Here is a 16696-nt window from a genome sequence, read left to right as displayed (position 1 = left end):
TCCTTCTTTAAATAATGTGTTGCTGTATCTTAATATACTTCCCGTATGATTCTGCGATATCATTCAACATAACGACCATGGATTCAAGCAGCAATTGTACCTTCGCAGACTTTTCGGAATCTTCTATGGAACTTATTGTTCCACTCAAGAAACCGTTCTTCACAGACGTGTCTATGGAGATTCCGGTCAAGAACTCAATCGAATTGACGGTTCCAAATGTTACAGTGGATACTCCGGCACATACGATATCTTCGCCACGCTTCGCATAACCCGCATGTCCTTTGACCTCAAAGCCAACGATAGTACCCAACCCGGAAGATCTTGTAATCAAGACGTTAATCATTAACGCACCTTCTTACGCTTGAATCTTCTCGATAGTTACTTTTGTGTACGGTTGACGATGACCTTGTTTCTTGTGGTAATTCTTCTTAGGTTTGTATTTGTAAACTACAACCTTATGGCCTTTACCATGTTTCTCAACTTTAGCTGTTACAGTAGCGCCGCTCAAAAGCGGAGTTCCTGCAGTCAAACCGCCTTCGTTGGAAACAGCCAATACACGGTTAAAAGTTACGCTTTCGCCGTCTACAGCATCTAGTTTCTCAATGAATAATACGTCGCCCTCTTGGACTTTGTATTGTTTGCCACCAGTTTCGATAATTGCATACATTGTACTTGCACCTCCTCATGTCTCAGACTCGCCTAGTCTAGGTGGCATACTCCCCAAAGGGAACAGCGCTTATGTACCCGATCGGAGCGGTTACAGCATGTGCAGGAATAAATCAACCAAACACATACTTGAAGATATTATCATACTTATTAACCATAGTCAATGTTTTCAAGTATAATACCCTTTTCAATAGCTGGGCAAAGGTAACATTCATTCCAGCCAAGCTCCAACTTTCCCGGTTCCCCCGCAACATTGACAGGTAACAGGTGCGAAACCTGCGGAGTCATGCCTTGCCTTCTTGCGTGTCATCTCCAGTAATCCAAGCCTTGTCCAGCCGAGGATATGTGTCTTGGTACGGTCACTGGTTATTATGCTCTCCAGTCGATCAATAACCATCTTCCGGTGTTCTTCCAGTTCCATATCAATAAAGTCGACGATAATAATGCCACCTGTATCACGCAACCGGATAAGCCTGCCAATCTCCTCAGCCGCCAGTAAATTAGTCGAGGTTACCGTCTCTTCCAACGAAGCTCCCCCCGTATAGTGAGCAGTATTTACATCAATGACCGTTAACGCCTCAGCCTCATCCCAGATGAGTGTTGCGCCACCCTCAAGGATGATTTTGCGATTGAAGCTCCTGTATAATTGTTCCTGAACACCGTAGGTATTAAAAATGGATTCCTTGCCCTCATATAACCCTACTGGTTTGTACCCTTCAGGAGCCATCTCCGCAAGGAAAGCCTCTGCTTCTCTAACGACTTTGGGGGAATCTATCATCAGCTCATCCATCCGCGGATTAAATGTATCCCGTATAAAGCGTTGCACAATACTAAGATCACTATGCAGTAGAGCAGGCGCTTCAGTTTCTAACGCTCGTCGGGTAATAATATCCCACTGGGCACGCAGGAAAGAGAGATCACCCTCTACTGCTTCAGGAGGCTCATCCTCCGAAACCGTACGCATGATCACTCCCTCTTCCTTGTTGCGGAGCCGTTCTCCAATACCCTTAAGCCGGGTTCGTTCGGATTCGCGGCTGATTTTCTTGGAGACTCCAACATATTCCGCATAAGGCATGTACACCATCCAACGCCCTGGCAGCGTATAATGGGTAGTTACACGTGCGCCCTTACCGCCACGCGGCTCTTTTCTAACCTGTACAATAATTTCTTGACCAGGCTGCAGCAGCGTCTCTATCGAGGGTCTTATTTCTGGTTGTTTCTCCAAATGGGGATGTAATACGTCATCTACATATAAAAAAGCATTCTTTTTCTGTCCAATATCAACAAAAGCCGCTTGCATACCTGGAAGAACATTCATAACCCGACCTTTATAATAACTCCCAACCAGCCCTTGCTGCTGATCGCGTTCAGCCGCGTATTCTACCAATCTCCCGTCCTCCAGAAGAGCCATCCGGGTAATATGCTGCGTGCAGTGAACGATCATTTGTTTCATGGCTTCACCTCTGGTTTAAATCATTTTCATTCGCTGCACTCTGTGTACTAACTTCTAAAATAAGAGGATATCAACCGCTGTTCCGGCACAACAGCAAGCACATCTCCGCTGTCGTTCAACACATAGATAAAATGATACTGGTTACGTTTAAATAGACGCAATATATCATCCAAAGGTTTCGCGGATAAAGCAACAATTGGACGTGCCACACTCCCGGTCCGCAGATGTCGCTCATATACAGCCTCCCTGTTCATCAGAAAAGCAACGAACCGGTAGGGGAAGTTACGATGGTCTGTGATGTTGGAATATAGTAAAAAAGCTCCGATCATGAGCAGGTTCAGTCTAAGACCCCCACCTGCTCCAAGAGGCAGTAGCGCATAGGCAACAACCAGTACACTAGCAGCCACACTCACTCTTCCGCTCCACATTAAAGTGAAATAATAGGGAAGCAAAAGACTTATAGCAGCCTGAAGGACCTTTCCTCCGTCAAGCGGCAGAATCGGCAAAAGATTGAAGAGCGCAATAATGGTGTTCGCCTGGATAAAATAGTTCAGAAATGCTCCGTTGCCAACACCTGCTTGCAGAATACCATAGGCAATCACAATCATAAACCCATTTTGCAGCGGTCCGGCCAGAGCAATTCCGATCTCGCGGCTGGCCGTAAGCCGGCCATGGTCCTCGATAACAGCAACCCCCCCGAATGGGAGCAGCTGTACAGATTTGACCATAACCCCAGCGAGAAGGGCAGCACAGACATGTCCCATTTCATGAACTAACACGATCATAAATAAAGTAAGCAGCTCAAGAAACTGTCCCGTGAGAACAGAAAAGAACATCACAATCACAAACAGCGGATGTAGCGTGAACTCGATCCCCCATAACCTAATCAAACGAGACCACTTCAGCAGGATCAATATAAGCTTTATCCTTCATCACTGCAAAAAAGAGTGTAGTCTCTGAAGCTGTCTCCGGTTCTACTAACCACCCGACATTCTCACCACTCTGCAGCCAATCATCAACTTTTAGCTTTGTCCCGCTTAAATGGCCATACTCAGCAATAATACTGCCTGAGTGCTGGATAGTAATTCGAATTCCACCCTGCAGCTCTTTGGATACGGACAGTACACGCCCTATATCTACACTTTTCACCATCACACTGCCGCTTGAATCGGTTTCAGGCATAATTTCCACACCTTTAAGTGAGGAGACAAAGGGCTTAATGATACTCCCGTCTATCGGAGGATTCAGTTCATGTGCGGCCGCTGCCTTTTGGGCCGGCTCTTCTTTATCCCCAAAAATCGGAATGAACGCTGGAGCTCCGTTAAAATGCTCCTCATACCAGACTCTAGCTGCTGCAAAGTCCATATCTTTGCTTAAAGCGTCGTTGATAAAAGCCTGTGCTTGTTGTGACCATGGCTGCTGAATAGCAAAGATCCCCCACACGGCACCAAACACTAGCACACTGGCAACAGTCCGCCGTATAAAACCACTGATAAAACGTGGCTTCTCCCCGTTCCCATGATTCTCCCAGCTCCCACGGCGTTCTTTCCACATGACCTCGGGATCTGGCTCTGTATCCTTAAAGCTTATTTTCTTATCCGGTATTGTGAACAATGGCGGTGCTGCTGAAACCGGAACTTCCGGAAGATCTTCCAGTAAGCTGCGGATGCGCTCCTTGCGGCGACCCTTGATATCTAATTTCTGATCCATAGTTATCCCTCCGGCGGGCTTGTTTTACTTCCATTTTATGAAGAAGAGAAGTGTCTTTAGAACAAGCCCCTTGCAAGGTCCGTGGAAAGAATGTCCAGAAGGTGTTTTTTACCAATAAACTCTTTGATGTTGTACAAAAAAAAAGGGTCACACCCATAGATTCATCTACGAGCATGACCCTTTATGCTTCGATATGTAGGTGTACCTAGTTCAACCCATACCGAAAAATTTCTTGAATTTCTTAAAGGCATTCGGCTTCCGGTCAAGCTGCATCAACGGTACTGCATCACCTAAAATACGACGAGCTATGTTGCGGTAAGCAATAGCGGCAGGGGAATCCGGATTCATTACCGTAGGCTCCCCGTTATTAGCGGCTCTAATGACCATCTCGTCATCTGGAACAATTCCAATTAGATCAATATTAAGTACTTGCAATACATCCTCAATATCAAGCATATCGCCGGACTTCACAAGTCCTGGACGAATACGGTTTATGACCAGCTTGGGTGATTCCACATGTGATTGCTCCAACAGGCCGATTACACGATCCGCATCGCGCACAGCGGCATGCTCCGGTGTGGTGACGACGATGGCTTTATCCGCACCAGCAATCGCATTACGAAAGCCGTGCTCAATTCCCGCAGGGCAATCGATCAGAATATACTCATATTCCTTCTTTAATTCAAGGATGATGTCTCTCACCTGTTCAGGAGTAACAGCCGTTTTATCCTTCGTCTGTGCTGCGGGCAGCATATACAATTCATCAAAACGTTTGTCCTTAACCAGGGCCTGATTAAGGCGGCATCTACCCTCGGCCACATCCACAATATCATAAATAATACGATTCTCAAGTCCCATAACTACATCCAGATTGCGCAGTCCAATATCGGTATCGACGAGACAGACTTTTTTACCCTGCAGTGCAAGTGCGGTTCCAATATTGGCTGTTGTGGTTGTTTTGCCAACTCCGCCTTTACCTGAGGTAACGACAATCGCTTCTCCCATGGAGGCTACACCCCTTTAAACACATTTAAACCCTGACGTAACTTGACTATATTATGAATCTTGTCGATCTGCATAGCACCCTTCGATAAATATGCAAATTCCATGGTGCTCTCTCGGGTACCCCATTCGTCAGGAGGTCTGCTGATGATATCCGCAATACGCAGTTGGGTCGGAGACAGATGTGAAGCAGCAATAATAGCCTCTACATTACCATCCACACCCGCATGAGCCATACCTCTAAGCGCACCAAGAATATAAATATCACCTGAACAAGTAATCGTCCCTCCCGGGTTTACATCGCCCAGAAATAAAAGATTGCCTTGATGATGCAGCACCTGACCGGAACGCAACATCCCGCTCATTAAAAACAGCGCTTCAGAATCCTCGGTGCTGCCAGGTTCCTCCAGTGACTCGACGGAGCGGATCAACAAATTGCCTTGCCCCTTCAGAATCTCCAGCACTGCTTCCTTCTCTTCCTCAGTTACGGAACGGTTACCTAGCTTAATGTCCACATGTATAATCGGTCCTGTCAAAATATTTTGATGGCTGTGTTCCAACTTGAAACGAAGCTCGCTCAGAAGATCTTCAAAGGGACATTTGTCGTCTAGCAGGAATACCAGGCCGTCCTTGATGCCTTTAATCCTTACATGCTTGGATTTCACTGTCATCTGCTTAGTCCCCCTATCCTCATTCATTCGTGCCGAGCCCCTCAAGTTCCTGCTTTGCTCCATAAGAAAATACAAGTTGCTTCATATGTTTTCTTCTTTACGCGTCTCTTTCTTGAGCAACTCCAACTGACGCCGGAGCGGAATATATAAGAGCAAGGCAAACGCGAAATGAAACAACATCGTAGGCAACATATGATTTAATAACGCCCAGCTGTAAGGTTCATTGTTGAGATTAAACACACTATAAATTGCAAATAACATACTGTCTCCCAGCAAGCTCCCTAACAGAACCACAGTCATCATAAGGGGTAATGGTGCGCGTGGAATTTGAAAGATCAGACCAATCAAATAAGCAGACAGACCCATTGCAAAGGAATGAGCTCCTATGATTCTACCGTAAAAAATGACATCATGCAGCATCCCAAAGGATAAGCCCAATAGCAGGGCAGTATGACGATGATGATAAACGGTTATGAATAGTATAACAATAAAGACCAGATTCGGAATGATCCGCATCTCCCAGACATTCGGTATCAGCCAAGGAAGAATGGTCCCCTGCAGAATAAACAGGAGGAACAACAGTAGAATAAGAAAAGGTCTTCTCCGCATATTCACTATTCTGTACGCTCCTCTGTATAGACAACAATCAGCTGCTTCCAGTCCTCAAATTCGGCTTTTGGCTTTATGATTGCGGTTGAGGTTAATCCGAACTCTCCCACTGCAACGCTATCTACAGTACCGATAGTCAGACCACGTGGATACAAGCCACCGATACCGGAGGAAACAATGGTGTCCCCCACTGCAATGGGATCACCTGGAGGGATCTTGTCCATCTGAAGCCGTTTGGTTTCCTGATTATAGCTTTGAATCATACCGAATGTAGAATTCTCTTTCCCTATAGCCGTAGCCGCTATTGCCGGCTGAGAGTTCGGATCATTACTATCCATCATAGTCATCAGCTTTACAGTCGAGGTGAAATTGCTGACTTCACTAATAACACCAACCAGACCCTCTACAGATATCACGGACATATTAGTCTTAACGCCATCCTTGGATCCGAGATCGATTACAAGCGAACTGTTGCTTGGCTCTGTAGTCAGACTAACCACTTGGGCGATATGATACTCATAATCATATTTTTCCTTCTGTGCTTGGGTAAACTTAAGCAGCTTCTGCAGTCTTTCATTATCCGCTTGAATAAAGTTATACGTAGCTTTATCACGCGTGTATTGAGCGACCGTTATTTTGAGACTCTCATTCTCTTTGGCGAGATCGTGAAGATTTCCGATATCTTCAAACAAGCCCGCTACATATCCAGCGGGCTTGTAGAATACATTTTGCACGAAACCAGTCGTATCTCTGAGAAAATTCTCCGGCCAGGACAAAGCTTTTCTTGTTCCCAAGCTAAAGCCCATCACCACAATAAACAGGACCAATGTAAACAATAATATAAACAAACGTTTATTGCTTAAGAGTTTAAACAGTTTCAACACCCTCTAACAACGTATTTCTCCCATAAACAGGGGTTGACGTTCACAAGTGGTTCAGGCTTAATATCGCTTGGAGCGAAGGCTCGAGCTACTGCGGCTCTTGAACAAGTGAATGTTCTCAAGTGCCTTGCCTGTGCCAATAGCTACGCAGTCAAGCGGATTCTCGGCGACAATTACCGGCATACCGGTTTCTCGTGCAAGCAGTTTATCCAGGTTGCGCAACAACGCACCTCCACCGGTCAATACAATACCACGGTCCATAATATCAGCGGCTAGTTCCGGCGGGCATTTCTCCAGCGTTACTTTGACGGCTTCAACAATAGCATTCACCGTATCCCCTAACGCTTCACAAATCTCATCAGAAGTAATGGTCAGTGTCTTTGGCAGACCTGTCACGAGATCGCGACCACGAATTTCCATCGTCTCAGCCTTCTCAAGCGGTAGGGCAGAACCCACGTCCATCTTCAGTTGCTCTGAGGTCCGTTCACCGATCATTAGGTTATATTGGCGCTTGATGTACTGGATGATAGCCTCATCCGCCTCGTCACCTGCTACACGCACAGAACGGCTAGTCACAATACCGCCGAGCGAGATTACGGCTACTTCAGTCGTACCTCCGCCGATGTCGACAACCATACTTCCTGTTGGCTCCCATACTGGTAGATCGGCACCGATAGCTGCAGCAAAAGGTTCCTCAATAATGTAAGCTTCACGCGCTCCGGCTTGCTTGGTTGCATCCTCAACGGCCCGCTGCTCAACAGCAGTAATGCCGGAAGGAACACAGACCATTACGTTAGGATGGCGTTGGAACATCGAACGCTGCTTCTGTGCCTGACGGATAAAATATTTAATCATCGTAGCCGTTGTATCAAAATCGGCAATAACCCCGTCTTTCATCGGACGAATAGCCCGAATATTCCCCGGTGTACGACCTATCATTTTCTTGGCAGATTCGCCTACAGCTTCTATCGTTTTGGTATCTGTATTAATGGCCACCACGGAAGGTTCTCTAACAACAATACCCTTGCCGCGTACATAGACGAGCGTATTCGCCGTCCCAAGGTCAATTCCTAAGTCTTTCGTAAAACCACCAAACATGCTGTATTCTCCTTTTCCTAGTGAATCTATGCGATTTTATTACATAAAGCCTTTTTCCTTCAAACTCACAAAACTGCTATCTCCGATAATTAGATGATCCAGTACGTCGATTCCAACAATTTCGCCTGCCTGAAGCAATCTCTTAGTCAGGGAAATATCCTCTGGACTTGGCGTCGGATCACCACTGGGATGATTGTGTGCGCATATAATAGATGCACTGCTGCATTTGATGGCTGCCCGGAATACCTCGCGGGGATGAACGATAGAGGCGTTGAGACTGCCCATGGATAACGTCTCCTGCGCAACAACATGATTCTTCGTATTCAGAAATAAGCAGACGAAATGCTCTTTCTGTAAATAACGCAGTTGCTCGGTTAGGAGCTCCGCCGCGTCCTGTGGACTACGTATGGTCACCGGTTCATTCAACCTGGAGTTCGCCATGCGCCTTCCCAGTTCGATGCCAGCTTTTAGTTGCACCGCCTTGGCAGGGCCGATGCCTTTGATTGTCATTAGTTCTTCGATGCTAAGGTCTGCCAGTTGGCGAAGACTGCCTATTTGGTTAAGTATTCGCTGTGCAATATGAATAGCCGATTCCCGGCGTGTTCCCGTACGCAGCAGAATAGCAAGAAGCTCTGCTTGACTTAATGATTCTGCCCCATAATGCATCATGCGCTCTCTAGGTCGTTCTTCATGGGGGAGGTCCCGCAGCATAATCGATTGCGACTCCATCCCTAATCCCTCTTCCCTTTACTCTCCCGGCTGATTCAGCACAGTTATGCCGAACCGGGATAACATCCCACCAAGCAGTGATAATGGTAGCCCGACCACGTTAAAATAACAGCCTTCGATTCTTTCTACCAAGGTAGCACCAAGCCCTTGTATCGCATAGGAGCCAGCCTTGTCAGCGGGCTCTCCAGTAGCTATGTAGGCAGCGATCTCGTTATCGCTCATGGCTCTCATGGTTACGGAGGTTACCCGGTGATCTACCCATATCTTGCCATCTGGCAGTCCAATACAGGCTACACCCGTGTACACCCTATGTGTCCGGCCTTGTAGAGCAGTAAGCATAGCTGTGCTATCCACCTCGTTCACCGGTTTGCCGAGAACAGTATCATCCAGAACGACAATGGTGTCACTCCCGATGATAACCGACTTGCGCTCACCGACAGCCGATATTACCGCCTCTGCTTTACGCAAGGCCAGATTGCACACGATCTGTTCTGGTGTCCAATCCGTTGGTGTGCTCTCATCAGCTTCACTGGTTATAACCTCGAAGGGCAGACCGAGCAAAGATAACAGTTCCCGACGGCGCGGTGAACCTGAAGCGAGAATAATGACATCCACGTTATAATCGTTCCTTCCTAAATCAGTAAAGAATGTTACAGTCTCCGGTATAGCCATACGGCAGTAATAATACCAGCTAGACTAAGCATGCACAATTTCAAATGAATAGTGATGTCATAGGTTATGATGTCCAAATCGGCTTGCGGAGACCATTTTAGAACGGTTGATGTTGTGAGAAAAGACAGAGCCTTTACAGGCTGCAGCAACTTGGCAATCCACGCTCCGGCTAACCAGCCCAGAATTAGAAATAACAGCAGTGTTCCTACATTTTTCTTCTTCATTTCAGTCGTCCCTCGCCATTTTTTGACACCTTAATTATTATACGGTGAAACGGAGTTCAATACAAACGCTAAATACAAACTGGATATGATTACCACTTCCGAAGCATAAAAGGCAACGTAATAAAGGAGAAATGAGTCCGTCGTCCCTTTACTGACGACAGATGTTTCTCGTAAAAATTCTTATATGCGCATAAAAAAATCCCCGTATGGCAACAAGCCAGACGAGGTCTTGGGGAAGAATCAAAGATATCAGAACGTTGTACTCTAATCCCTCAGCCTAAGGCGGACAGCAACTGTCTCTGGCTGGTAAGGAAGCTCATCATCGACTCCTGTACTTCCCAGAGAAGACCCTTTGCCTTATTCTTATTATATTCATTCAGCGCTGAAATTCCTTGGCTCATGGACTTCTCCAGCTCTGCGCAAATACTCTGTACTGCGGGGGATAGGCCCTGCTCCATCGTTTTGGCAGCTTCTGTCCACTGCATATGAAGATTACTGACTTCAGTAGTATCGGCAGCCGTATTTGCTGGCGCTGCACTGAGCAGCGAAGCGGATAGGCTGGCCAGCTCAGCAAGCAATTGCCCACTGACAGAGAAATAATTATTCACAACCTCTGCGTTTCCGCCAAAAGCCAGTTGCTCTGCTGCTGGTAATGTAACCTCTCTCACATATAACTCAATTCCCTGATTCTTCAGGCCGTTGCTCAGCAGCTTGGCCTGTTCACGATCCGGCGACAAGCCGGCGTAGACGCGATTACCGTCGGCAGGGTCCAGGGCGGCGGCCAGTCCAGCATCGAGCAACTCCTGCTGCGCCTGTACCGCTCCTGCTGATGTACTAAATACCCCATATTGCAGCAGGTAATAGCTCTGCGCTGCCACCTGCACTGAAATACGATTCATTCCTGCGGAATCATTACTGGTAATACCGGATACCCCAGCTTTTGCCGAATCAGTATTCCCAACAGTTTGCTCTTGAGCAGCAGTGGAACCTGTTGTTGACACGGACTCCGTTCTCGCGCTCCCTCCGTTAAAAAAAGATAACGCCATATAACCAAGCAGCAATCCAGTAACAACAGCCCCTGCTACAGAAAGGGCAAACTTCCACCAATAAGAGGGGCGGCGACTGTGATAGGAACCTCCATAACCCGCTTCGGGTGGTGGATTATCCTCGAACCGTTGCGTCATTCTATCATTACCAGGCCATGGAGTGATATATCTATCGCTCTCCAATTCCTTTGGCGGAAGTGGAAGTTGGGTATGCATCTCAAAGAGTTGCTGATGGGAATCAGCAGGGGTGGAATAATAGGTCTCAGTATCCTCCGCAGGCTCCTCATGAGCAAATCGTAAATCTGAATCTACAGGCCAAGTATGCTCAAGCAATTCGGTTTCCTCCCGCAGGTTTGCGGAGATGTAATCTGTAGCTGTGCCCAGACTGCTACTTGACCTACTAGCCTCCGCTTTAGGCTTGAGCTTATCCTGCTTGTCATCAAATCGGAATGTCATTCTTCCATTATTCAATGGTCACACCTCACCTTATCTAATCTATAAGCAAATATATGATAGATAAGAGGGAGATATGCTATTTTACATGTGGCTGATATTTATTCATCCTTATCATACCAGACTGAGAATCTTGGCTCGGACACTATTCGCCTCGTAATGCTTTAGCAATGTTTGGTGCGCCCGATCCGCAATTATGGTACCCAGCCCTGAGTCCTTCAGCAGAGTCACAATATTGTCCACAGCATCCATTGCTGTATTAGCAAGCAATATATTGTGGTTATGCTTGCAGTTTAGTCCTTCCGAACCTTTAGTGCTGGAAACTACCGGTGTTCTGAGTGCCCATGATTCAAGAACCTTATTACGGGCTTCATAGTTATCCAATAAGGGGGCAAAAACCGCCTTTGACCGGCGTATGTATTCAGCAGCACCTTCCACTGGTCCAGTGATAATAATGGACTCATCTTCTTCAGCTTGTTCTGCAACCTCAGTAGGTACTTCACGGCCGACTATGTAACAACGTACATCAGGCACCTTCATCTTAATCCGGGAATAAATCTCGCGGAAAAATAATAAGGCGACTTGCTTACCTGGACGCGTATTCATATTCCAGTACAGAACAATCGAATTTTCCTTGAACACAGGTTCTCTATCTCTATATTGATATTGATGGATATCAATGAAATGCGGCACCACATGCACTTTACAGGCATCTGCAAAGGACAAGGACTTAAATGAAAGTGCATCCCATTCGGAGGTTGCCAGCAGCAAACCTGTTTTGTTCAGCAGATTTCGCTCTTCCCGACGAACCAAGACCGCATTCAACTTATGGTAAGGTCTGCTTATACGACGCTTTCCCATAGTTTCTCCAACTCCCCTCCCATCCATGGAACGGTACGCATCCGTGATAATAATTGCCTTTGGGATCAGATGACGAATGATATCCATACAGTTTTGGATTAGACTATGCGATATAAAGACATGGCTATACTTATTAGAACGGCACAGCCCTGTCAGGGTATCCCTCATATCCTTCCCAGGATTGCTCCGATAGGTGTAATCCCGCAACTTGTACAGAGAACGCAGCTTTGTCCTCTGGCTAGCGACAGCTTCAGCTCTTCTTTCCTTGTACATGGTAAAGGCTGGTCCACTAGTCACAGACAGTTCCTTACTTGAATTCCAATAAGTCAGGTGATCAATTTCATATTTCTCCTGCAAAATCTCAAGAAATCTACCTGTTCTTATGTCTCCTTCAAGGTCTTCTGTTTGATGATTCTTGGCTGATAGAAATAGCATTCTTTCGCGCATAAGTTCGGCTCCTTATTACTATAAAAATTTATAATATAATAGGAATTTCCATATATATATAGAAAAAAAAAGCAGGCTGAGCTGTACCCGGCTACTCTTTATGCAACTTTAGATGTAGTTCAATAGTAACTCATTTCCCTCAAAACTTTTGTCGATTTATAAGAGGAAAGATAAACTAATTTAGTATTGTACTTAAAAAGTCACAAACAGTAAATAAGCATCCTGCATTGCTCTATACTAAACTGAGCAGCTTATCCCGAACGCTTTCGGCTTCATAATATGCCAGCATCGTCTGATGTGCGCGGTCAGCCATCACAACCCCCCGATCACGATCCTGCATTAAAGTAACCACACTTTCAGCAAAGCTCAGAGGATCATCAGCGATAAAAATATCACCAGCATGGTTATAGATCAGCCCTTCGGCCCCTTTCGTGCTTGATACCACCGGTGTTTTCAAGGCCCACGCCTCCAATATCTTCAAGCGCGTTCCACTGCCCTCCCGCAGTGGGGCAATGACCACCTTGGCCCGGCGGATATAATCCGCTACACTATCCACATAACCCGTGATAACGATTGAATTGTCTTTTTCAGCCAGCGCAGCAACATCGGGATGCACATCCCGCCCTACGATATACCACTTAATTCCTGGGATTTTGGCTTGGATAAGTGGGTATATCTCCTCATAGAAATATGTCGCTGCATTGACGTTCGGAAAATAGTTCATATTACCCGGAAGAATGATCCATTCCTCCTTCGTGGCGCATTTGTCATATCTATAATTGTCCATGCAGATAAAATTTGGAATCACATGCACTTTGTCCGCATTTTTAGGTGATAATTCCTTAAAAGAAAGGCTATCCTGCTCAGAGGTTGTCAGCAGCAGATCCGTTCTATTCAAAAGCTTCAATTCATCCTGTTTTGTCCACCAGGCATTCATCCTAAAATACACCTTGGCAAGACCCTTCTTCTTCTCGGCCAGTTGAACAGATAAGCCACTCTCGAAGTTATGCGCATCTGATATGATCATAGCCTCTGGAAGAATTGTTGTCACAATATCAATGCAGTACCCAAGCAAACTGTGGGATATAAATACATGACGGTAATCATTTTGATTGCAGAGCTCTATAATCTTACTGCGCATATCTAAATCCACATGACTCATATAAGAACAATTACGCCTTTTGTACAGTGAGCGCAGCATGGCTTTACGATAGGTTACGGTCCGATCAACTTCGTGTATGGTAAGAGCACTGCCCGTATCCACTGTTGCTGAGACTCTGCTATTGCGATAGGTTAAGAGATCTACATCATACTTAGCAAGTACAATATTGAGAATATTCCCTGTTCTTAATTTGCCGCCACTATCCTGTGGAAAAGGATTCTCAGCGGATATAAATAATAATTTCTCTCTCATTACGTGGACTCCCCATTCTCGATTTCAATCTTTATATTCCGTTGCAGATTAGCTTTGTTGATATATTACCCTAAAGTCTATTGAAAATTTGTCGTTTCTTGCTTTTTTGTAAAATAATTTAAATTCCACCGTCCTATGAACTGACCGCGAATGTTATATCTAATTACCCTATTCAAGCAGAAATATAGCAAATCCAGAAATGAACAGACAAAAACAGGGTATCTCCCTCGCCTAATGGCGATCTGAAGACACCCTGTAGTAAATATTTTCATGCTTGATGAGAGCCCATCCACGAGACCAGAAACTGGAACTTATCCATAGCTTCTAACGACACAGTTCCTGCCTTTTTGCTTCGCCTGATACAGTGCAGTATCACTCAGCTTATAGAGATTGTTCAACGTGATCCGTTCGGTTGACATTACCGTAATGACTCCGATACTAACGGTATAGTGCAGCGGTACACCGTTAATTACCGCACCCAGAATTGCTGTGCGCAGCCGCTCAGCCATCTCATCACAAGCCTGCTCGTCAGCTCGATGCAGAATGACTGCAAATTCCTCCCCACCAAATCTCCCAAACAGATCTCCATTCGCAAGCTGCTGCTCTATTTTGGAAGCAAAATCCTTAAGTACCCTATCCCCTATATCATGGCCGTAGGTATCATTCACATTTTTGAAATGATCTACGTCTAGCAGTAAAAAAGAAAAAGCAGTTCCCTCTTTCGCAGCAGCGGCGATTAAAGGACGGGCACGCAAAACAAAGGCTCTGCGGTTCAAAATCCCGGTCAGTTCATCATAGGTGGCCACTCGTTCCAGCTCTACGTACGATTGCTCCCTGGAGAGCAGCGTGAAGCCGGCTGTTCCCAGAAACATAAGTAAATAAATGCCGATATAAAAGGACCATTGCAATAATTGGGAAAGATGAGTATTTAGTGGCACCGAGATCAATCCTACAACTGCTCCGATAATCAGGATCATCATAACGATGCAGTACAGCAGACCCATTACTTTCTGAAGTGGTGAATTCTTTCCTTTCATCAACAGACAATAAACCGGGTAGATAATAAATAAACTGCCCAGTAGAGAGGCTATAGCAATGCGCAACTGTACCTCATCAGATGCTGTAATAATAAGGAGTAGAATAACAGCAGCAGAAAAACCAGCCAGCAAATAATAATATCTTTTAACCTTAGTTGTATAAACTCCCAGCAGCATCAGAATCGCCAAGGCCTCCGTCGTTCCTCCAGCCAGACCGAGAAGGCCGCTAAGTGTAGCTGTAATTCGAGAGTCTATGAAATCCGTCAGCAGCAATACGATCAGGACTGAGATCTGCAAGCACTTTGCGGCTATAAACAGTGAAGATGTACTCTCTTTGGCGTAACGTGATCGATAAGCAAGAACAAGCACTACTGTAACCAGATTACCAGCCAAAAGACAAACCTGTAGCGTCATGAGATCCAAATTGATGCTTATGAATTTCACCTCCCTCTCGCTAAAGCAATATGTATTCCTGTAATCAGGATCTAGCTTTCCCCCAACAATTGAGCTCTAACTACGCAATTCCGCCCCTCCCGCTTAGCCCGATAAAGAGCCTTATCGGTGAGCTTGTACAGTACGTCCATGGGAGTGTTGGCAGTTGGCAAAACGGTAATTATACCAATACTAACGGTATACCGTAAAGGAATCTCCTGCTGAACGGAGTTCATAACAGCCTTCCGCAGAATTTCAGCCTTATGGTCACTTCCCTCTTCATCTAAGCCACAGAACAGAACAGAACAGCAAATTCCTCGCCTCCGACTCTTCCGAACAAATCACCATTCCCGAGCTGGCTCTGCGTAGTACGCGCGAATGCCTTTAGTACTCTGTCACCCGCATCATGGCCATAGGTATCATTCACCTTTTTGAAATGATCCAGGTCCAGCAGCAGCAGGGTTACATAATTCATTTTTTTAGCTGCTCGCGCCAGCTTTAAGTTGGCTTCCACAATAAAGGCCCTGCGACTAAGAATGCCTGTCATTTCATCGTAAGTAGCCATTCTCTTGAGTGTTTCGTATGAGCTCTCGTTGGAGAGCAAAATAAACCCGGCAGTCCCCAGCGTCAATAATAAATACATGCCTAAATAGTACAGATGCTGTGCTAGATTCGCTGTAAACACATTCATCTCAGTCTCCCAAATTAGTGCAACAGCCGAACGGGCTAACATAATCACAGCAAAACAGTAATACAATAAACCTAGCATTCGCTGCAGAGGTGAGCCGTCTTTATTGGTAGTCAGGTGATGTGCCGGATAGATAACAAACATAATAACCCACAGTGAGGCAGAGGCAATACGAAAGCTTGAGTGGTTAAAAAATACAGCAATAATGCAAAAACTTATCGTGCTGCATACCGTAATTGCCAAATAATATAGCTTTACCTTACGGCCCATCATTCCCATCATCATTAATAGAGCAATAATCTCCAGACAGCCGCCTCCAAGAATCAACGCGTTGCTAAGCGGAATGGCGATGAAATGAGGAACATAATCCCAGATCAATATGGAGCACCAATAGAGCACCTGCAGCCACTTGGATCGGATAAACATTGTTGAAGCGACATCCTTATGGGAGTGGAAACGATAAGCAGTTATAAGTAATGCAATGAATAAATTTCCGAAAATAAACAACAATATCATCGTTTGGATATCAAACTCGAAGTCCATGAGTACCACCACCATATGTGCAGGAATTAATTAGCATTATGTCTGAATATAGTACCTTAA

The 16696-nt window shown here is 45.6% G+C and carries 19 protein-coding genes; all 19 read right to left on the bottom strand.

Features of this window, described 5'->3' with window-relative positions:
• Positions 1-7: 7 nt before the first annotated feature.
• A complete protein-coding gene (locus GJB61_RS24920) occupies positions 8-343 on the bottom strand; it encodes a ribosomal-processing cysteine protease Prp (protein ID WP_154121722.1) in 336 nt (111 codons plus the stop codon).
• Positions 344-355: 12 nt separating this feature from the next.
• Positions 356-667 carry a 50S ribosomal protein L21 gene (gene rplU, locus GJB61_RS24915; protein ID WP_154121721.1) on the bottom strand — a complete coding sequence of 104 codons (312 nt, stop codon included), beginning with the start codon at positions 665-667 and terminating at the stop codon, positions 356-358.
• 210 nt (positions 668-877) lie between these two features.
• The gene (locus tag GJB61_RS24910) at positions 878-2119 is read right to left on the bottom strand and encodes an Rne/Rng family ribonuclease (protein ID WP_154121720.1); all 1242 of its coding nucleotides are present in this window, start codon (positions 2117-2119) and stop codon (positions 878-880) included.
• Between the two features lie 47 nt (positions 2120-2166).
• Complete coding sequence (locus GJB61_RS24905) at positions 2167-3009, bottom strand: M50 family metallopeptidase (protein WP_195724469.1); 843 nt, start codon at positions 3007-3009, stop codon at positions 2167-2169.
• Complete coding sequence (locus GJB61_RS24900) at positions 3002-3829, bottom strand: M23 family metallopeptidase (protein WP_154121719.1); 828 nt, start codon at positions 3827-3829, stop codon at positions 3002-3004. Before GJB61_RS24900 ends, GJB61_RS24905 begins: the two co-directional genes overlap by 8 nt.
• Before the next feature lie 210 nt (positions 3830-4039).
• Positions 4040-4834: a septum site-determining protein MinD gene (minD, locus tag GJB61_RS24895; protein ID WP_154121718.1), complete on the bottom strand. Its 795-nt coding sequence runs from the start codon at positions 4832-4834 to the stop codon at positions 4040-4042.
• Between the two features lie 5 nt (positions 4835-4839).
• Positions 4840-5502, bottom strand: coding sequence for a septum site-determining protein MinC (minC, locus tag GJB61_RS24890; protein WP_154121717.1), 663 nt, complete (start codon positions 5500-5502; stop codon positions 4840-4842).
• An 81-nt stretch (positions 5503-5583) separates the two neighbouring features.
• Complete coding sequence (gene mreD, locus GJB61_RS24885; RefSeq protein WP_154121755.1) at positions 5584-6111, bottom strand: rod shape-determining protein MreD; 528 nt, start codon at positions 6109-6111, stop codon at positions 5584-5586.
• Positions 6112-6116: 5 nt separating this feature from the next.
• Positions 6117-6995, bottom strand: coding sequence for a rod shape-determining protein MreC (gene mreC, locus GJB61_RS24880; RefSeq protein ID WP_338116104.1), 879 nt, complete (start codon positions 6993-6995; stop codon positions 6117-6119).
• Between the two features lie 57 nt (positions 6996-7052).
• Positions 7053-8090, bottom strand: a complete 1038-nt coding sequence (locus GJB61_RS24875) for a rod shape-determining protein (RefSeq protein WP_154121715.1) — start codon at positions 8088-8090, stop codon at positions 7053-7055.
• Between the two features lie 39 nt (positions 8091-8129).
• Positions 8130-8819, bottom strand: coding sequence for a RadC family protein (gene radC, locus GJB61_RS24870; protein WP_154121714.1), 690 nt, complete (start codon positions 8817-8819; stop codon positions 8130-8132).
• Positions 8820-8837: 18 nt separating this feature from the next.
• Entirely contained in the window at positions 8838-9491 is a 654-nt protein-coding gene (locus tag GJB61_RS24865) for a Maf family protein (RefSeq protein WP_154121713.1), read from the bottom strand.
• Positions 9470-9715, bottom strand: coding sequence for a DUF4321 domain-containing protein (locus GJB61_RS24860; protein ID WP_154121712.1), 246 nt, complete (start codon positions 9713-9715; stop codon positions 9470-9472). Before GJB61_RS24860 ends, GJB61_RS24865 begins: the two co-directional genes overlap by 22 nt.
• 272 nt (positions 9716-9987) lie before the next feature.
• Positions 9988-11217 carry an SPOR domain-containing protein gene (locus GJB61_RS24855; protein ID WP_195724468.1) on the bottom strand — a complete coding sequence of 410 codons (1230 nt, stop codon included), beginning with the start codon at positions 11215-11217 and terminating at the stop codon, positions 9988-9990.
• Positions 11218-11328: 111 nt separating this feature from the next.
• A complete protein-coding gene (locus GJB61_RS24850; protein ID WP_154121710.1) occupies positions 11329-12522 on the bottom strand; it encodes a glycosyltransferase family 4 protein in 1194 nt (397 codons plus the stop codon).
• A 232-nt stretch (positions 12523-12754) separates the two neighbouring features.
• Positions 12755-13936, bottom strand: coding sequence for a glycosyltransferase family 4 protein (locus tag GJB61_RS24845; protein WP_154121709.1), 1182 nt, complete (start codon positions 13934-13936; stop codon positions 12755-12757).
• Between the two features lie 311 nt (positions 13937-14247).
• Complete coding sequence (locus GJB61_RS24840) at positions 14248-15387, bottom strand: GGDEF domain-containing protein (protein WP_195724467.1); 1140 nt, start codon at positions 15385-15387, stop codon at positions 14248-14250.
• A 71-nt stretch (positions 15388-15458) separates the two neighbouring features.
• Positions 15459-15656, bottom strand: coding sequence for a diguanylate cyclase domain-containing protein (locus tag GJB61_RS32610; RefSeq protein ID WP_420819772.1), 198 nt, complete (start codon positions 15654-15656; stop codon positions 15459-15461).
• A 32-nt stretch (positions 15657-15688) separates the two neighbouring features.
• Positions 15689-16636 (bottom strand): GGDEF domain-containing protein, encoded by a 948-nt coding sequence (locus GJB61_RS32310; protein WP_276568320.1) that lies wholly within the window; start codon positions 16634-16636, stop codon positions 15689-15691.
• Positions 16637-16696: the final 60 nt, after the last annotated feature.

Origin of the sequence: Paenibacillus monticola (assembly GCF_009664975.1) — a bacterium.
Taxonomy (GTDB): Bacteria; Bacillota; Bacilli; order Paenibacillales; family Paenibacillaceae; genus Paenibacillus_AQ; species Paenibacillus_AQ monticola.
This window is presented reverse-complemented; position numbering and strand designations above follow the sequence as displayed.